This is a genomic window from Streptomyces sp. NPDC058457 (assembly GCF_042720695.1).
In the GTDB taxonomy this organism is placed as follows: domain Bacteria; phylum Actinomycetota; class Actinomycetes; order Streptomycetales; family Streptomycetaceae; genus Streptomyces.
On sequence record NZ_JBHXLU010000023.1, the window covers coordinates 107,540 to 124,691 of the forward strand.

A 17,152-nucleotide genomic window follows, 5' to 3' on the forward strand; every position below is an offset into this window, starting at 1 on the left:
GGCGCGAAGCGCCTCGTTGAGGGGCGGTGGTCGGGCGGCGGGTGGGCGGGTGCGGCGCGAAGCGCCTCGTTGCGGGGCAGTGGTCGGGCGGCGGGTGGGCAGGCGTCGACGATCTTCCGACCGGCTGCGGACAGTCTGGTGGGACAGCGGAATCCTATGCCTCGGCACTGACACCCGGCGGGCTCCCCCGCGTACCTTCGTGCGGAGAAAGCGGGCACTCCCGGGGACCTTCGCGCGTTGGTCCGGGCGAGAGATCCGCGCCACATGTCAGGCACCACCCGTACCAGGAGGCACCCAGCGATGCCGGTCCCCCAGCTCAACGGCGAGCAGCGCGGCGAGGAGATCCTCGCCGTCTTCGACACCGCCTTCGGCGAGCTCCTGGCCGCCGACCCGGCCGCGTTCCGCGTGAAGTTCCGGAAGATGGCGGCCTCGGCCTTCGCCTTCTACCGGGGCACGGCCGCGCTCTTCTACCACGACCTGGACGTGGAGCACGCCGGGCTGGGCGGTGGGCGGATATACACCGGCCCGTACCTGGACGAGCGCACCTCGCGCGTGTGGATCCACGGCGACCTGCACGCGGAGAACTTCGGCACCTACATGGACTCCAACGGGCGCCTGGTCTTCAACGTCAACGACTTCGACGAGGCCTACGTGGGCCCGTTCACCTGGGACCTGAAGCGCTTCGCCGCCTCCGTCGCGCTGATCGGGTACGCGAAGGCGCTCAGCGACGAGCAGATCACCGAGCTGGTCGAGGTGTACGCGGAGGCGTACCGCGAGCGCATCCACGCCCTGGCGACGGGCGCGAAGAGCGACGAGGTGCCGCCGTTCACCCTGGACACCGCCGAGGGCCCGCTGCTCGGCGCGCTGCGCACGGCCCGCTCGCTGACCCGTTTCGAGCTGCTGGACTCGATGACGGAGATCCGCGACTGGGAGCGCCGCTTCGCCTCAGGCGGCGGCTCCATCGAGCTGGACGCCGCCACCCGCTACAAGGTCCTGGCCGCCTTCGACGGCTACCTGGAGACCCTCCCCGAGTCGTCGCTGTCCCGTCCGGACTCCTACCGCGTGAAGGACGTGGTGGGCCGCCGCGGGATCGGCATCGGCTCGGCCGGGCTGCCGTCGTACAACATCCTCCTGGAGGGTGCCACGGACGCCCTGGAGAACGACGTGGTGATCTACATCAAGCAGGCCCAGACCCCGGCCGTCTCCCGGCACGTCACCGACCCGGCGATCCGGGACTACTTCCAGCACGAGGGCCACCGCACGGTGATCTCGCAGCGCGCCCTCCAGGCGCACGCCGACCCGTGGCTGGGCTGGACCGAGCTGGGCGGCGCGGGGCAGCTGGTCGCCGAGGTGTCGCCGTACGCGGTGGACCTGGACTGGAGCGACCTCGACGACCCGGAGGAGATCGCGGCGGTCGTCGCCGACCTCGGCCGGGCCACGGCGTCCATGCACTCGGCGGCCGACGACCAGTCCGGCGAGTCCCTGGTGCCGTTCTCCACCGAGCGGGCCATCGACGCGGCGATCGCCGCCGACGAGGACGGCTTCGCGGGCCTGCTCACCGACTTCGCCCACAGCTACGGCGCACGTGCGCGTGCCGACCACCAGATCTTCGTCGACCTCTTCCGCAACGGCCGCATTCCAGGGCTGTAACCTTCGCCGATTCTCAGGGCCTTTTTAGGGGTCCCTTACATGAGTACGTGACAGACTCTCCACCGCTATGGACATATCCGGGACCCAGCTCAGAGCCGTGCGCGCGGCGCTGTTCACGGCCTTCGTCGTGACGCTCAGCACCGCGTCGCACGTGCTGCTGTCCCGGGCCCCGCTGCCGTTCACGACGGTGGCCGCGGTCGCCGCCGGCGTGTTCGTCGCGGCTTACACGCTGGCGGGTCGCGAGCGCGGCTTCGGCCGGATCGCGGCCCTGCTGATCCCGCTGGAGCTGGCCGCCGACACGGTCTTCACCACCGGCCAGCACGCCTGCTACGGCCGGGCGGGCGGCCCCGTCGCCGGCCCGCTGCGCGCGGTCGGCCTCGACGTGCTGTGTCACGGCGGCACGGTCGGTACCCCGCTGGCCCGGATGACCGGCGGCTCCCGCGCCGCCACGGCCCTCGCGCACGCCGACCCGGCCGCCGCCTGGCTGCTGCTCGCCGCGCACGTCTGCGTCGGCCTGCTCGCCGCCGCCTGGCTGCGCCGTGGCGAGCGCGCCCTGACCCAGCTGCTGCGCGCCGTCGCCGCCACCACCTTCCGCCCGCTGCTCCTCGCGGTCGCCGCGGGCACGGTCCGGCCGGCTCCGGTACGACGGCTGCCGCGCCCGGCGCCGCGCCCTGCCGCCGCCCGCGGCCTGCTCCTCGTGCACTCCCTGGGACGGCGTGGACCGCCGTGCTCCGGGGCGCTCGCCCCGTCCTTCGCCTGAGCGCCCCTCCCACCCGAGTACGCCCCTCGTCCGAGCACGACGAGGCCCCCACACGTATCCCGCGTACGACATGTGCGCGTCCTCTATGGAGATCACCAACATGAGCAAGCGGAACAGCGCAGCTGCCAAGAACGCGGCCCGGGAGCGGCTGCGCGTCGAACGCGAGAAGCAGGCCAAGCGCGCCAAGGTCAGGCGGCAGGTCATCGTGGCCAGCTCGGTCGTGGCCGTGCTGGCCGCGGCGGGCGGCATAGGCTACGCCGTCGTCCAGGCCAACAAGCCCAGCTACTGGAACGGCCTGAAGGACGCCAAGGTCGTCACTCCGGCCAACACCACCGGCACCAAGGGCACCACGGTCGTCATCGGCAAGGCCAGCGCCAAGAAGACCCTCAAGATCTACGAGGACCCGCGCTGCCCGGTCTGCGCCCAGTTCGAGCAGACCGTCGGCTCGACCGTGAAGAAGGACATCGACGACGGCAAGTTCAAGATCGAGTACATCGGTGGCACGTTCATCGACGACAAGGACAACGGCCAGGGCTCCAAGAACGCGCTGAGCGCCCTGGGCGCCGCGCTGAACGTCAGCCCCGAGGCGTTCCTCGAGTACAAGACCGCGCTGTACTCGACCAAGTGGCACCCGGACGAGACCACCGACACGTTCAAGGACGACTCGTACCTCATCAAGGTCGCGAACACGGTTCCCGCGCTGAAGAACAACGCGAAGTTCGACGACGCCGTCAAGAAGGGCACCTACGACGCCTGGGCGATGGCCATGTCGAACCTCTTCAACACCAACAAGGACGGCGTGACGGGCACCCCGAGCTTCGTCATGAACGGCAAGATGCTGACGGCCGACTCCAGCGGCAACCCGCCGATGACGGTCGACGCCTTCAACACCGTGGTGGACGCGGCGCTCAAGGCGTGACCCGGGTCCCTGCGCACAGGGACCGGAGCACCTCCGCGTGAAGAGCAGGCGAACTTTCTTTCGTTCGCCTGCTCTTGTCCATACTGGTCAGTAACCTCATCGGACGTGACCAGTCGATACCGATCAACTCAGGCCTCCGAGGGTGCCAACCCCCTCTTCCCCCGCCGCCGTACGGTCGTCAAGGCCGCGGCGGCGACCGCTGTCCTGGCCGCCCCGCTGGCCGCCGCGCTGCCGGCCCGGGCCGCCTCGGACGCGCCCGCCTTCCTGCACGGCATCGCCTCCGGCGACCCGCTGCCCGACGGCATCCTGCTGTGGACCCGGGTGACGCCGACCGCCGACGCGACGCCCGGCTCCGGGGTCGGCCCGGACACCGAGGTGAGCTGGGTCGTCGCCACCGACAAGGCGCTCACGAACGTCGTCTCGAAGGGCTCCACCACCGCTACCGCCGCCTCCGACCACACGGTCAAGGCAGACATCCGCGGTCTGGCCCCGGCCACCGACTACTGGTTCCGCTTCTCGGCCGGCTCCACGGACTCCCCGGTGGCGCGTACCCGCACCGCGCCGGCGACGGACGCCACCGTCCCGGGCCTGCGCTTCGGCGTGGTCTCCTGCGCCAACTGGGAGGCCGGCTACTTCGCCTCATACCGCCATCTGGCCGCCCGCAACGACCTGGACGCCTGGCTGCACCTGGGCGACTACATCTACGAGTACGGCACCGGCGAGTACGGCACCCGCGACACGGTCGTCCGTGAGCACGCGCCCACCCACGAGATCATCACCCTCGCCGACTACCGCATACGGCACGGCAAGTACAAGACCGACACCGACCTGCAGGCCCTGCACACCAAGGCGCCGGTCATCGCGATCTGGGACGACCACGAGTTCGCCAACGACTCCTGGTCCGGCGGTGCCGAGAACCACACCGAGGGCGCCGAAGGCACCTGGACGGCCCGTCAGGCCGCGGCCAAGCAGGCCTACTTCGAGTGGATGCCGGTCCGCCCGGCCATCGCGGGCACCACCTACCGCCGGCTGCGCTTCGGCAAGCTCGCCGACCTCTCCCTGCTCGACCTGCGCTCCTTCCGCTCCCAGCAGGTGTCCACGGGCAGCGGCTCGGTCGACGACCCGGACCGCACCATCACCGGCCGCGCCCAGCTCGACTGGCTGAAGGCCGGACTGAAGGCCTCCGACACCACCTGGCGGCTGGTCGGCAACTCGGTGATGATCTCGCCGTTCGCCATCGGCTCGCTCTCCGCCGACCTGCTCAAGCCGCTCGCCAAGCTGCTCGGGCTGCCGCAGGACGGCCTCGCCCTCAACACCGACCAGTGGGACGGCTACACCGACGACCGCCGCGAGCTGCTGGCCCACCTGCGCTCCAACGCGATCTCCAACACCGTCTTCCTGACCGGCGACATCCACATGGCCTGGGCCAACGACGTGCCGGTGGACGCCGGTACGTACCCGCTGTCGGCCTCCGCCGCCACGGAGTTCGTGGTCACCTCGGTGACCTCCGACAACCTGGACGACATCCTCAAGGTCTCCCCGGGCGTCGTCTCCGCGCTCGCCGCGCCGGTCATCCAGCTGGCCAACCGGCATGTCCACTGGGTCGACACCGACCGGCACGGCTACGGCGTCCTGGACATCACCGCCGACCGGGCGCAGATGGACTACTACGTCCTCTCCGACAAGACGAAGGCCGACGCCACCTCGTCCTGGGAGCGGTCGTACCGCACTCGCAGCGGCACCCAGAAGGTCGAGCGCACCTACGACCCGGTGTAGGGCCCCCAATAATCGATCACGTTTCCGATCACGCGTGGTTAGCATGACCGGACTGACGGGCCGTCAATCGGGCGGCCCGTCAATCGTGTCGAGGACCTCCGCGGCACCGGCCTACGTCAACCTGACCACGCTGGAGAGCGCCCCCATATACGCCCAGCCCACGTCCTCGTCGACGAGGTACCGCGTGGAGCCGAGGGGCACCACCCTGCGGATCGCGTGCTCGACCACCGACACCCCCTCGGGGGAGCGGTGGTTCAGGATCTACGACTCCCTGCCGGTGTCCTGGGTGTGGTCCGGTCACTTCCAGTCGCTGGTGAACCCGCCGAAGGCGTGCTGACAGCGCTCTAGAGGGTCTCGAGGAAGCCGAGTGCCACCCGCCAGGTGGCCTCGGCGGCCTCCTCGTCGTAGTCCGGCAGACCGGGGTCGGTGTAGAGGTGACCGGCCCCCGCGTACCGGTAGATCTCCACATCGGCGCCGACCCGGCCCATCTGCAGATACCAGGCGCTCAGCCAGTCGTCCGTCTCGAAGGCGTCCGGCTCGGCCACATGCAGCTGCACCGGCAGGTCGTCCACCGACGCGCTCGGCGCGATGTCCGACGTGCCGTGCAGAAGCAGCAGCCCCCGCGCCCGCTCGTCACCCAGCGCCAGCGTCTGTGCGATCGAGGCACCCAGCGAGAACCCCGCGTACACCAGCCCGCGCTCCGAGTACGGCGCCGCCGCCAGCACGGCCCGCTTCAGCAGCTCGTCCTTTCCGATGGACTCGTTGAACTCCATGCCCTCCTCGACCGTGTCGAACGTGCGCCCCTCGAACAGGTCCGGCGTCCACACCTCGTGCCCGGCGGCACGCAGCCGGTCGGCGGCCTCGCGCACCGCTGGCCTGAGGCCATAGGTCGAGTGAAAGAGCATGATGTTCATGCGCCCATGGTGCCAGCCACCACCGACAACGCCCGCCGTACCCGGCGCGCCGACGGTCCCGGCCACGACCGTGACGCCCTTGTCACCGGACGGCGTGTTCAGGACCCCGCAGATCCGGTTACGTTCGGATCCATGGAGATGGAGAACGTACTCCGCCCGCTGATCGTGGTCGGCGGCGCCGTCGTCCTCACCCTGCTGATCGGCTGGGCGACCGACCTGTTGCTGCGCAAGGCCGACGCACGGCACAGCGAGACGCCCCTGTGGGGCCTGCTGCGCCGCGGCCGCGTCCCCTACCAGCTGGTGCTGTGCGCTGCCCTGCTCAGAGGGTCCTACGACCAGGCCGAGCTGATCCGGGAGCACCAGGTGGCCGTCGGCCAGGTCCTGACCCTGGTGCTGATCGGGTCGGCAGCCTGGCTGGTGGTGCGGATCACGGCGGCTGTCGTGGAGTCGACCTACGACCGCTATGCCCGCGTCCACCACGACGCGGCCCGGGTCCGCCGGGTGCGCACCCAGGTGTCGCTGATCATGCGGGTGGTGACGGCGATCGTCGGCGTGATGGCCGTGGCGGCGATGCTGCTGACCTTCCCGGCGATGCGCGCGGCCGGTGCCTCGCTGCTGGCCTCCGCCGGAATCCTCGGCATCGTCGCCGGTGTGGCCGCCCAGTCCACGCTGGCGAACATGTTCGCCGGTCTGCAGATCGCCTTCGGCGACATGGTGCGCCTCGGTGACACGGTCGTGGTCGACGGCGAGTGGGGCACGGTCGAAGAGATCACCCTGACCTTTCTGACGGTACGGACCTGGGACGAGCGCCGGATCACCATGCCGGTCTCGTACTTCACCTCCAAACCCTTCGAGAACTGGTCGCGGGGCACCCCGCAGATGACCGGGACTGTCTTCTGGCACCTCGACCACTCGGCGCCGATCGGGCCGATGCGCGAGAAGCTCCGGGACATCCTGCGGGAGTGCCCGGCCTGGGACGGGCGGGACCACGGCCTGGTGGTCACCGACAGCACACCGAACACCATCCAGGTACGCGCGCTGGTGACCGCCAAGGACGCGGACGACGTCTGGAAGGTCCGGGTGACCGTCCGCGAGCAGATGATCACCTGGCTGACCGCGGAGCACCCGTACGCCCTGCCCCGGGTCAACACGGCCGACGCGGTCCTGCCCCCCGGCGGGATCATCCCCTCCCAGGACGGGGCGGCGGCCGCGGCCAACCGGCGGCTGCACGAACCGCCCCGCACCGGCCGCGGCTGAGGCCTCGCCTCAGTGGCCGCGCTCGGCGCCGCCGTTGACCTGGATGATCTGCGAGGTGACGTGCCCGGCGGCCGGGGAGGCCAGCCAGTGCAGGGTGGCGGCGACGTCACCGGGTGTGCCGGCCCGCCCGGTCGTCGTCTCGGCGACAAGCTGCGCCCGCCGCGTCTCCTCCACCGGCCCGCCGAAGAAGTCGGTGTCCTCGATGTACCCCGGCGCGACGACGTTCACGGTGACCCCGCGCGGCCCCAACTGCCGGGCCAGGTCATGGGCATAGGGATGCAGGGCGGCCTTGGAGGCGGCGTACGACCCGGTCCCCGAGCCCCGGAACGCGGCGAGGGAGCTGATGAACAGCACCCGCCCGCCGGGGTCGGCAAGCCGCTCCTTCAGGGCCTCCGTCAGCAGGACGGAGCTCAGCGTGTTCTGCCGGAAGTTGCCGGTCCAGGTACGCGCGACGGCGTCGAGCGGATCGCCGGCATCCGCGCCGGCCGCACGCGCCGCGTTCCCTCCGGCGCTGTGGACGAGCACATCGACGGTCCCGAACTCCTCGGCGACGAACCGCGCGACTCCGCGCACCTGCTCCGGTTCGGCCAGATCGGCGGCATACACCTCCGCCCCCGGCACCCCCGCCTTCTCCAGCACCTCTCTGCGCCGCCCGAGCAGCAGCACCCGATCCCCGTCCCCGGCGAACACCCGCGCCGCCGCGAGTCCGATCCCGGTCCCTCCACCACTGATCACAATGTTCCGAGCCATGATCCGAGACTACGAGCGGAAAGCCGACGGCGCCTGTGACCGTCCACAGACGCCACGGGTTTGTATTACTGCCGCCGCACACGCCCGGCGTGGCAGCGCCCCCGAAGGGGCGCGGGGAACTGCGCGACCAGCCCCGACGGCGCCGCAGACGGCAGACGGCACATCGCGGCGCTTCCAGCGGAGCGCTCAGCGCAGGCTGCGGACGTCCAGGTGCCGCAGCACCCGGTCCACGATCTCCGGATCCGCCCCCGGCTCGCTCCGCGCCGCCAGCACCTCGTGCCGCGCCGCGCTCAGCATCTCCTGCTGGATCCGCCGCAACCTCTTCAGCCGCCGCATCCGCTTCTCGTGGCCCTCCCGCCGCTCGTCCTCCACCACGTCGGGACTGATCCGGAACCCGATCTCGAAGGCCCGCCGCAGCATCTGCTCCGTCACGTCCTCCGGCAACTCCTCCACCTGCTCGATCTCCTTGAGGCGCCGCCGTGCCGCCTTCGCCGCCCGTACCGCCAGCTCCCGCTCGATCTCCTTCTCGCGGTCGGTGTCGGCCCGTACCCCCAGCCGCTTCACCAGCCACGGCAGGGTCAGCCCCTGGAGCACCAGCGTCGCCATGATCACGCCGAAGGCGATGAAGACGATCTCGTCCCGGTCCGGGAACGCCGACCCGTCGTCCGTCTTCAGGGGGATGGCCAGGGCCAGCGCCACCGACGCCACCCCGCGCATCCCGGACCACCACATCACGACGGTCTCCCGCCAGCTGGTCGGGATCTCCTCGTCGTAGTCCCGCCGGGCGTGCAGCCGCTTGGTCAGCCAGGTCGCCGGCAGCAGCCACACCAGCCGCACCACGACGACCACGCCGACGATCGTGGCCGCCCAGCCGAGCATCTCGCTCCAGCGGCCGGCCGCCGTGCGGATCGCGTTGTGCAGCTCCAGGCCGATCAGCCCGAAGGCGACCCCGGTGACGAGCGTGTCGACGATGTCCCAGAAGGTGTAGCCGGCCAGCCGGGTCATCACGTCGTCGGCGTCGGTGGCGTACTCGGCGATGAACAGCGCGGTGGTGAGCACGGCGAGCACACCGGAGCCGTGCAGTTCCTCGGCGATGACGTAGGAGGCGTACGGGACGATCAGAGTCAGGCCGATCTGCAGGGTCGCGTCGCCGAGGATGTCCATCAGCTTGTTCGCGCCCCAGCCGAGCACCAGCCCGACGACGAGCGCGACCACGGCGGACAGCAGGAAGTCCAGCCCGGCCCGCCACGGCGAGAACGTGCCGCTGACCACGGCGGCGATGGCGACGTGGTAGAGAACGATGGCCGTGACGTCGTTGAAGAGGCCCTCGCCCTCCAGGATCGACACCAGCCGGCGCGGCAGCCCGAGCTGTCCGGCGACGGCGGTCGCGGCGACCGGGTCGGGCGGGGCGACCAGCGCGCCCAGCGCGACCGCGGCGGCGATCGGCAGTCCGGGCACGATCGCGCTGGCGACGACGGCCACACACAGCGTCGTGACGAAGACCAGGGCCACGGCGAGCAGGAAGATCGGTCTCTTGTTGGCCGCGAACTGCCGCCAGGAGGTCCGCCGTACGGCGGCGTAGAGCAGCGGTGGCAGCAGGCCGGGCAGGATCAGCTCGGGCGGGATGTTCACGTTCGGCACGAAGTCGGCGACCGCGAGGACGATCCCGAAAAGCGTCATCAGCACGGGCGCCGGCAGCCCGAACCGGTCCCCCACCGGAACGCTCACCAGGGCCCCGAGCAGCAGCACGAACAACAGGGCCAACTGATCCACGGCCAGCGCTCCGGGAAGATCGACGACGCAACGGCAGCCTCAAGCGTGCCACGGCGGCCTTCCGGCCCGCGTATCCGCGGCGCGCCCTTTTTGTCTGCCGCAACGGCGATCAGGCCTTGTCCGCCACGACGGTGATCGGCACGGCGCCGCAGCCCGGCGGTGCCGAACCACCGCCGCCGTCCTCTCGCCGTCCCTCGGCTTCCGATGCCGTCCCTCGGCTACAAAGCCCTGCGCATCCCCCGGTGCGGGATGCCCGCCTCCTCGTACTCCGGACCGTAGGGCTCGTAGCCCAGCCGCCCGTAGAAGCGCAGCGCGTGGAACTGCGCGTGCAGATCCACGGCGGTCAGGCCACGCGCGCGTGCGGCCTCCTCGATGGCCCGGACGAGGGCGACCCCGATACCGAGGCCACGGGCCTCCTGGGAGACCGCGAGCCGGCCCAGCGAGCCGAGGGACAGGTCGCCGTCGGTCTTCGCCGCGGCCGGCTCGCCGTACAGCAGCCGGCCGGTGCCGAGCGGTACGCCGTCCTCGCGGACCGCCAGGACATGCACGGCGACGGGGTCGTACTCGTCGTACTCCAGGTCCTCGGGGACGCCCTGCTCGACCACGAAGACCTGCTTGCGCACCGCGAAGCACGCCTCCAGGTCGGCGGGGTCCTCGGCGACCCGCACCGCGTACGCGCGCGTGCTCATCCGTACGTCTCCTCGCGGACCTGGTCGAGCGCCTCCTGCAGGTCGGCCGGGTACCCGCTCTCGAACTCGACCCACTCGCCGTCCCCGGGGTGCTCGAAACCGAGCCGGACCGCGTGCAGCCACTGGCGGGTGAGGCGCAGCCGCTTGGCGAGCGTCGGGTCGGCGCCGTAGGTCAGGTCGCCGACGCAGGGGTGGCGGTGGGCGGCCATGTGGACGCGGATCTGGTGGGTGCGGCCGGTCTCCAGCTTCACGTCGAGCAGGGAGGCCGCGCGGAACGCCTCGACGAGGTCGTAGTGGGTCACGGAGGGCTTGCCGTCGGCCGTGACCGCCCATTTGTAGTCGTGCTGCGGGTGGCGTCCGATGGGGGCGTCGATGGTGCCGCTGGTCGGGTCGGGGTGGCCCTGGACGAGCGTGTGGTAGCGCTTGTCGACCGTGCGCTCCTTGAACTGGCGCTTCAGCGACGTGTACGCCCGCTCCGACTTGGCGACCACCATCAGGCCCGACGTGCCGACGTCGAGGCGGTGCACGATGCCCTGGCGCTCGGCGGCGCCGGAGGTGGAGATCCGGTAGCCGGCGGCGGCGAGACCGCCGATCACGGTCGGGCCGGTCCAGCCGGGGCTGGGGTGCGCGGCGACACCGACCGGCTTGACGATCACGACCACGTCATCGTCGTCGTGCACGATCTCCATGCCCTCGACGGGCTCCGCGACGATCTGCACGGGCGCGGGCGCCCCCGGCATCTCGACCTCCAGCCAGGCCCCGCCGCGCACCCGCTCGGACTTGCCGACCACCGACCCGTCGACCTGGACCTTGCCCGCCGCGGCCAGCTCGGCCGCCTTGGTACGGGAGAAGCCGAACATGCGGGAGATGGCGGCGTCGACGCGCTCGCCCTCCAGGCCGTCCGGCACGGGCAGGGTTCGGATCTCGGGAATCGTACTCACCCGTCGAGTATGCCGGACCGCGCCGGCAGCCCCGTACGCAAGCCCGGGGCCGCTCGGTCCTTGCTCAGTCCTTGTGGACGGTCCCGTCCGGGTCCAGACCGCGGAAGGAGAGCAGCACGATCAGGATGCCGCCGCAGACGATCGCCGAGTCGGCCAGGTTGAACACCGCGAAGCCCTTGGGCGCGATGAAGTCGACGACCTGGCCCTCGAAGATCCCCGGCGAGCGGAAGATCCGGTCGGTGAGGTTGCCGAGCGCGCCGCCGAGCAGCAGGCCGAGCGCGACCGCCCAGGGGAAGCTGTACAGCTTGCGGGCCAGGCGGAAGATCACGACGATCACGGCCGCCGCGATCACCGTGAAGATGATCGTGAAGGCGCCGCCGAAGCCGAAGGCCGCGCCCGGGTTGCGGATCGCGTGGAACTCCAGCCAGTCGCCGATGACCTCGATCGGCGCGTGGTGCTCCAGCTTCGCGACCACGATCATCTTGCTGACCAGGTCGAGGGCGTACGCGAAGGCGGCCACCGCGAACAGCACGGCGATACGGCGCCCGCGCCCGGGCCGCCGGTCCGCGGTGGACTGCTGATCCGCACCGGACGCGTCCGACGCGCGGGGCGCCGCCGTCCGCTCGCCGTCGTCGTCCGGGGTGCCCGGCGTACCGATGATGCGTTCCGCCTCTGCCACGTGAGTCCCTCAACCTAGGTGCCTGCCTCGGGACGAGACTACGGCACGCCTCAGGGGACCCCGATGCTCAGTAGCGGCGTTCCTGCTTCTGCTTGCACTCCATGCACAGGGTGGCCCTCGGGAAGGCCTGCATCCGGGCCTTCCCGATGGGGTTCCCGCAGTTCTCGCAGAGTCCGTAGGTGCCCGCGTCCAGCTTCTGCAGGGCGCGCTCGGTCTGTTCGAGCATCTCGCGCGCGTTGGCGGCCAGTGCCAGTTCGTGCTCGCGGGTGATGTTCTTGGTGCCGGTGTCGGCCTGGTCGTCTCCCGCGCCGTCGCCGGAGTCCCGCATCAACCCGGCCAGGGCGCTCTCGGACGCCTCGATCTCGGTCCGCAGCCGCAGCGCCTCGGTCATCAGCTCGGTGCGCGCCTCCTCGACCTCCTGTGGCGTCCACGGGTCCTCGCCGGGACGCACCGCGAGTTCACCCGGAGCCGCCGTGGCGACCCGCGCCTTGGGGACGGCGGTCTCCGCCGCCGCGGCCCTGCCAGGAGTCTTCTTCGCAACCACTGTCGTGGCTCCCGTCTGCTTCGCGGCCCGCGCCGCGCCCGCTTTCTTGGCCGTGCTCTTCTTGGCCGTGCCCTTCTCCGCCGCGGTCTTCGTCGCCGCGGCCCTGGATGCGCTCTTCTCCGGCTGCTCCGGCTGCTCCGGCTTCTCGGACCTGTCCACGATGTCCTTCACCACCGCGGCCGCCTTCCCGGCCGCCTTCGCCCCGTCGGCCTTCTTCGCGGCGGTCTTCTTCTCCGCCGCCTTTCTCACCGGCGCCTTCTTTGCGGCCGATTTCTTGACGGAGCCCTTTTCACCTGGTGTTTTCCCGGAAGGAGCCGCCGCTGTCGCACGCGCGCCGTGCTTTCCGCCGCTCCCGTCGGTGTCGCCGTCGGAGGCAGTCGCGCCCCTGGACCGGCCGGACGCCGACTGCTTTACGGCGGTCTTCTTCGCCACCATGGCCGCGGCCCCTTCACATATTGTGATCTTGCACGCGAATCGTGCTGGGACGATAAATCGACTCGAGTCCCGCGGCAACGGGGCACGCCGCCCGATCCGCCTGCCCCGCACCCCCCACGCAGCAGGTATGCATGCGTTGTGCCCAGCTCCCCGCGCGGTAATCCGCCGAGCCGGACATCCCAGGATGCGAACACGCGTACCGCGCCATTCGGGTCATCCCGGCCGGACGGCCACCGGGCGCCGACCGTGCCGGGACGGGCGCCCCGAAAACGGGTCGGCCGCTGTCCGTGCGGCGCCGTACACTGGGCGGAGCGAGAAGCGTGGATGGGGACGAGTAGCGGCGTACGCAGCCCAGAGCGACCCGGGGACGGTGGAAGCCCGGGGGCGAGCGCGACGCGAAGATCACCCCGGAGCCGCCGGAGGAAAGCCGCAGCCGAGAGGCGGGGGCGAGTAGAACCGGCTTCGCGACCCCAATGAGGGGGCTCACCGGCGCATACGGCGACCGGGGGGCCAAGGAGGGTGGTACCGCGGGAGCGCGCCGCACACGGCGTACGCAAGGCAAGGCTCTCGTCCCTCCGACGGAAGGCAGCAAGTCCGTTGGAGGAAGCTCGCAGATGACAGCGCCGACGTACCGCCAGGTGCCCGCACAGGTCGACCTGCCCGCCCTCGAGCACGCCGTGCTCGACTTCTGGCGCGAGCAGAAGATCTTCGCCAAGACCCTGGAGCAGTCCGAGGGCCGCCCCGAGTGGGTGTTCTACGAGGGCCCGCCCACCGCCAACGGCATGCCCGGCGCCCATCACATCGAGGCGCGCGTCTTCAAGGACGTCTTCCCCCGATTCCGCACCATGCGCGGCTACCACGTGGCCCGCAAGGCCGGCTGGGACTGCCACGGCCTGCCCGTGGAGCTCGCGGTCGAGAAGGAGCTGGGCTTCAGCGGCAAGCCGGACATCGAGAAGTACGGCATCGCCGAGTTCAACGCCAAGTGCCGTGAGTCGGTGACCCGCCACACCGATGCCTTCGAGGCGCTGACGACCCGTATGGGGTACTGGACCGACCTGGACGACGCCTACCGCACGATGGACCCCGAGTACATCGAGTCGGTCTGGTGGTCGCTGAAGACGATCTTCGACAAGGATCTCCTGGTCCAGGACCACCGCGTCGCGCCCTGGTGTCCGCGCTGCGGCACCGGCCTGTCCGACCACGAGCTGGCGCAGGGCTACGAGACGGTCGTCGACCCCTCCGTGTATGTCCGTTTCCCGCTCACCTCCGGTCCGCTCGCCGGCCAGGCCGCGCTCCTGGTGTGGACGACCACCCCGTGGACCCTGGTGTCCAACACGGCGGTCGCCGCGCACCCCGAGGTCACCTACGTCGTCGCCACCGACGGCGAGGAGCAGCTCGTCGTCGCCGAGCCGCTCGTCGCCAAGGCGCTCGGCGAGGGCTGGGAGACCACGGGCCAGTCCTTCACCGGCGCCGAAATGGAGCGCTGGACCTATCAACGTCCGTTCGAGTTGGTTGAGTTCCCGAGCGTCAGCGAGGGAACCAATGGGCACAGCCCGGAACCGGCGCATTACATCGTGAACGCGGAGTACGTCACGACCGAGGACGGTACGGGTCTGGTCCACCAGTCCCCCGCCTTCGGCGAGGACGACCTCAAGGTCTGCCGCGCCTACGGCCTGCCGGTGGTGAACCCGGTCCGCCCGGACGGCACCTTCGAGGAGGACGTGCCGCTGGTCGGCGGCGTCTTCTTCAAGAAGGCCGACGAACGGCTCACCGAGGACCTGTTGCAGCGCGGCCTCCTCTTCAAGCACCTTCCGTACGAACACAGCTACCCGCACTGCTGGCGGTGCCACACCGCGCTGCTCTACTACGCGCAGCCGTCCTGGTACATCCGCACGACGGCGATCAAGGACCGTCTCCTCGCGGAGAACGAGAACACCAACTGGTTCCCGGACACGGTCAAGCACGGCCGGTACGGCGACTGGCTGAACAACAACATCGACTGGGCGCTGTCCCGCAACCGCTACTGGGGCACCCCGCTGCCGATCTGGCGCTGCGAGGACGACCACCTCACCTGCGTCGGCTCCCGCGCGGAGCTGACGGAGCTGACCGGCACCGACCAGTCGGAGCTGGACCCGCACCGCCCGTTCATCGACGACGTCACCTTCGCGTGCCCGCAGTGCGCGAAGACGGCCACGCGCGTGCCTGAGGTCATCGACGCCTGGTACGACTCGGGTTCGATGCCGTTCGCGCAGTGGGGCTACCCGCACAAGAACAAGGAGCTGTTCGAGAGCCGTTACCCGGCGCAGTTCATCTCCGAGGCGATCGACCAGACGCGAGGGTGGTTCTACACCCTCATGGCCGTCGGCACGCTGGTCTTCGACAAGTCGTCGTACGAGAACGTGGTCTGCCTCGGTCACATCCTCGCCGAGGACGGCCGCAAGATGTCCAAGCACCTGGGCAACACCCTGGAGCCGATCCCGCTGATGGACCGGCACGGGGCGGACGCGGTGCGCTGGTTCATGGCGGCCGGCGGTTCGCCGTGGGCGGCCCGCCGGGTGGGCCACGGCACCATCCAGGAGGTCGTCCGCAAGACGCTGCTGACGTACTGGAACACGGTCGCCTTCCAGGCGCTGTACGCCCGTACGTCGAACTGGGCGCCGTCCGCGGCCGACCCCGCCCCGGCCGACCGGCCGGTCCTGGACCGCTGGCTGCTCTCCGAACTGCACGCGCTCACCGACCAGGTGACGCAGGCACTGGAGGCGTACGACACCCAGCGCGCCGGCAAGCTGCTGTCGGCGTTCGTCGACGACCTGTCCAACTGGTACGTCCGCCGTTCGCGGCGGCGTTTCTGGCAGGGCGACAAGGCCGCGCTGCGCACGCTGCACGAGGTCGTGGAGACCGTCACCAAGCTGATGGCCCCGCTGACCCCGTTCATCACCGAGCGGGTGTGGCAGGACCTGGTGGTGCCGGTGGCCCCGGGCGCGCCGGAGTCGGTGCACCTGTCGTCCTGGCCGGAGGCGGACCTGTCCGCGATCGACCCGGAGCTGTCCAAGCAGATGGTTCTGGTACGACGGCTCGTGGAGCTGGGCCGGGCCACGCGCGCGGAGTCGGGCGTGAAGACGCGGCAGCCGCTGTCCCGGGCGCTGGTCGCGGCGGTGGGCTTCGACGCGCTCGACCCGGAGCTGCACGGGCAGATCACCGACGAGCTGAACGTGTCCTCGCTGGCGTCCCTCTCCGAGGTGGGCGGCTCCCTGGTCGACACGACCGCGAAGGCCAACTTCCGGGCGCTGGGCAAGCGGTTCGGCAAGCGGGTGCAGGACGTGGCCAAGGCGGTCGCCGCGGCGGACGCGGCCGCGCTGTCGCTGGCGCTGCGTGAGGGCACGGCGTCCGTGGAGGTCGACGGCGAGACGGTGACGCTGGCGCCGGACGAGGTGATCATCACGGAGACGCCTCGTGAGGGCTGGTCGGTGGCGTCGGACTCCGGTGCGACCGTCGCGCTCGACCTGGAGATCACCGAGGAGCTGCGGCAGGCGGGGCTGGCCCGGGACGCGATCCGGCTGATCCAGGAGGCGCGCAAGAACAGCGGGCTGGACGTGGCCGACCGGATCGCGCTCAGGTGGGTGTCGACCGACCCGGCGGTGATCGCGGCGCTGGCGGAGCACGCTCCGCTGATCGCCGACGAGGTTCTGGCGACCGACTTCTCTCAAGGCGAGGGGGATGACGGTTACGGCGATCCCTTCACCGACGAAGGGCTGTCGCTGACGTTCCGTCTGCGCAAGGCATAACCGCCGGCTTCTTCGAGAAGGGCCCGGTCTCCACGGTGGGGATCGGCCCTTCTCGTATGTGCGGGTCGGAGCAGGCGCTGTGCGCCCACGCGGCGGAGCCGCATATCGGTACAGCCCCGCACCCCTGATGTGTGAGCGTCTTCCCCAAACTGAGGGTCGGCTCCCCGAACGTGCGCCCGCGCGACGGCAGCCGCATACCGACACAACCCCGCGCCCCTGGGTGGGGCGGTGAGCGCCCCGGGGAAGCCGGACCGCGCAACCCGCGTAAAAAGGGCGGGGC

At 70.8% G+C, this 17,152-nt stretch carries 14 protein-coding genes; 7 read left to right on the forward strand and 7 right to left on the reverse strand.

The features are described from left to right. Positions 1–300: 300 nt before the first annotated feature. From ACFWPS_RS20275 to ACFWPS_RS20295, 5 genes are all read left to right on the forward strand, one after another. Positions 301–1,650: a DUF2252 domain-containing protein gene (locus tag ACFWPS_RS20275; RefSeq protein WP_383706932.1), complete on the forward strand. Its 1,350-nt coding sequence runs from the start codon at positions 301–303 to the stop codon at positions 1,648–1,650. A gap of 67 nt (positions 1,651–1,717) precedes the next feature. Then, the gene (locus ACFWPS_RS20280) at positions 1,718–2,410 is read left to right on the forward strand and encodes a hypothetical protein (protein WP_383706934.1); all 693 of its coding nucleotides are present in this window, start codon (positions 1,718–1,720) and stop codon (positions 2,408–2,410) included. A 100-nt stretch (positions 2,411–2,510) separates the two neighbouring features. Beyond that, the gene (locus tag ACFWPS_RS20285; protein ID WP_383706936.1) at positions 2,511–3,329 is read left to right on the forward strand and encodes a thioredoxin domain-containing protein; all 819 of its coding nucleotides are present in this window, start codon (positions 2,511–2,513) and stop codon (positions 3,327–3,329) included. A 105-nt stretch (positions 3,330–3,434) separates the two neighbouring features. Continuing rightward, positions 3,435–5,105 carry an alkaline phosphatase D family protein gene (locus ACFWPS_RS20290; RefSeq protein WP_383706938.1) on the forward strand — a complete coding sequence of 557 codons (1,671 nt, stop codon included), beginning with the start codon at positions 3,435–3,437 and terminating at the stop codon, positions 5,103–5,105. Positions 5,106–5,148: 43 nt separating this feature from the next. Next, positions 5,149–5,442: a hypothetical protein gene (locus ACFWPS_RS20295; protein ID WP_383706940.1), complete on the forward strand. Its 294-nt coding sequence runs from the start codon at positions 5,149–5,151 to the stop codon at positions 5,440–5,442. Between the two features lie 7 nt (positions 5,443–5,449). Here ACFWPS_RS20295 and ACFWPS_RS20300 read toward each other — a convergent pair whose 3' ends face one another. Further along, positions 5,450–6,019: a dienelactone hydrolase family protein gene (locus ACFWPS_RS20300; RefSeq protein WP_383706942.1), complete on the reverse strand. Its 570-nt coding sequence runs from the start codon at positions 6,017–6,019 to the stop codon at positions 5,450–5,452. A 138-nt stretch (positions 6,020–6,157) separates the two neighbouring features. Between ACFWPS_RS20300 and ACFWPS_RS20305 the strand changes: the two genes are divergently transcribed. After that, entirely contained in the window at positions 6,158–7,276 is a 1,119-nt protein-coding gene (locus tag ACFWPS_RS20305) for a mechanosensitive ion channel family protein (RefSeq protein WP_383706976.1), read from the forward strand. 9 nt (positions 7,277–7,285) lie between these two features. Here the strand turns inward: ACFWPS_RS20305 and ACFWPS_RS20310 are convergent, their stop codons facing one another. From ACFWPS_RS20310 to ACFWPS_RS20335, 6 genes are all read right to left on the reverse strand, one after another. Next, positions 7,286–8,026, reverse strand: a complete 741-nt coding sequence (locus tag ACFWPS_RS20310; protein ID WP_383706944.1) for an SDR family NAD(P)-dependent oxidoreductase — start codon at positions 8,024–8,026, stop codon at positions 7,286–7,288. A 186-nt stretch (positions 8,027–8,212) separates the two neighbouring features. Continuing rightward, entirely contained in the window at positions 8,213–9,799 is a 1,587-nt protein-coding gene (locus ACFWPS_RS20315) for a Na+/H+ antiporter (protein WP_383706946.1), read from the reverse strand. A gap of 218 nt (positions 9,800–10,017) precedes the next feature. After that, positions 10,018–10,488: a GNAT family N-acetyltransferase gene (locus ACFWPS_RS20320; protein ID WP_383706948.1), complete on the reverse strand. Its 471-nt coding sequence runs from the start codon at positions 10,486–10,488 to the stop codon at positions 10,018–10,020. Continuing rightward, positions 10,485–11,429: an RluA family pseudouridine synthase gene (locus ACFWPS_RS20325; RefSeq protein WP_383706950.1), complete on the reverse strand. Its 945-nt coding sequence runs from the start codon at positions 11,427–11,429 to the stop codon at positions 10,485–10,487. The genes ACFWPS_RS20320 and ACFWPS_RS20325 overlap by 4 nt, the downstream gene beginning before the upstream one ends. A 64-nt stretch (positions 11,430–11,493) precedes the next feature. Beyond that, on the reverse strand, positions 11,494–12,108 hold the full coding sequence (gene lspA, locus ACFWPS_RS20330) for a signal peptidase II (RefSeq protein WP_383706952.1): 615 nt from the start codon (positions 12,106–12,108) through the stop codon (positions 11,494–11,496). A 67-nt stretch (positions 12,109–12,175) separates the two neighbouring features. Then, positions 12,176–12,901 carry a TraR/DksA family transcriptional regulator gene (locus ACFWPS_RS20335; RefSeq protein WP_383706954.1) on the reverse strand — a complete coding sequence of 242 codons (726 nt, stop codon included), beginning with the start codon at positions 12,899–12,901 and terminating at the stop codon, positions 12,176–12,178. Positions 12,902–13,701: 800 nt separating this feature from the next. Between ACFWPS_RS20335 and ileS the strand changes: the two genes are divergently transcribed. Beyond that, a complete protein-coding gene (gene ileS, locus ACFWPS_RS20340; protein ID WP_383706956.1) occupies positions 13,702–16,872 on the forward strand; it encodes an isoleucine--tRNA ligase in 3,171 nt (1,056 codons plus the stop codon). Positions 16,873–17,152: the final 280 nt, after the last annotated feature.

Bases quoted from the DNA above. Each gene is read 5' to 3' on its own strand.
- ACFWPS_RS20310 (WP_383706944.1), bottom strand. From the start codon at position 8,026: ATGGCTCGGAACATTGTGATCAGTGGTGGAGGGACCGGGATCGGACTC.
- ACFWPS_RS20300 (WP_383706942.1), bottom strand. From the start codon at position 6,019: ATGAACATCATGCTCTTTCACTCGACCTATGGCCTCAGGCCAGCGGTG.
- ACFWPS_RS20285 (WP_383706936.1), top strand. From the start codon at position 2,511: ATGAGCAAGCGGAACAGCGCAGCTGCCAAGAACGCGGCCCGGGAGCGG.
- ACFWPS_RS20280 (WP_383706934.1), top strand. From the start codon at position 1,718: ATGGACATATCCGGGACCCAGCTCAGAGCCGTGCGCGCGGCGCTGTTC.
- ACFWPS_RS20320 (WP_383706948.1), bottom strand. From the start codon at position 10,488: ATGAGCACGCGCGCGTACGCGGTGCGGGTCGCCGAGGACCCCGCCGAC.
- ACFWPS_RS20305 (WP_383706976.1), top strand. From the start codon at position 6,158: ATGGAGAACGTACTCCGCCCGCTGATCGTGGTCGGCGGCGCCGTCGTC.
- ileS (WP_383706956.1), top strand. From the start codon at position 13,702: ATGACAGCGCCGACGTACCGCCAGGTGCCCGCACAGGTCGACCTGCCC.
- ACFWPS_RS20295 (WP_383706940.1), top strand. From the start codon at position 5,149: ATGACCGGACTGACGGGCCGTCAATCGGGCGGCCCGTCAATCGTGTCG.
- ACFWPS_RS20275 (WP_383706932.1), top strand. From the start codon at position 301: ATGCCGGTCCCCCAGCTCAACGGCGAGCAGCGCGGCGAGGAGATCCTC.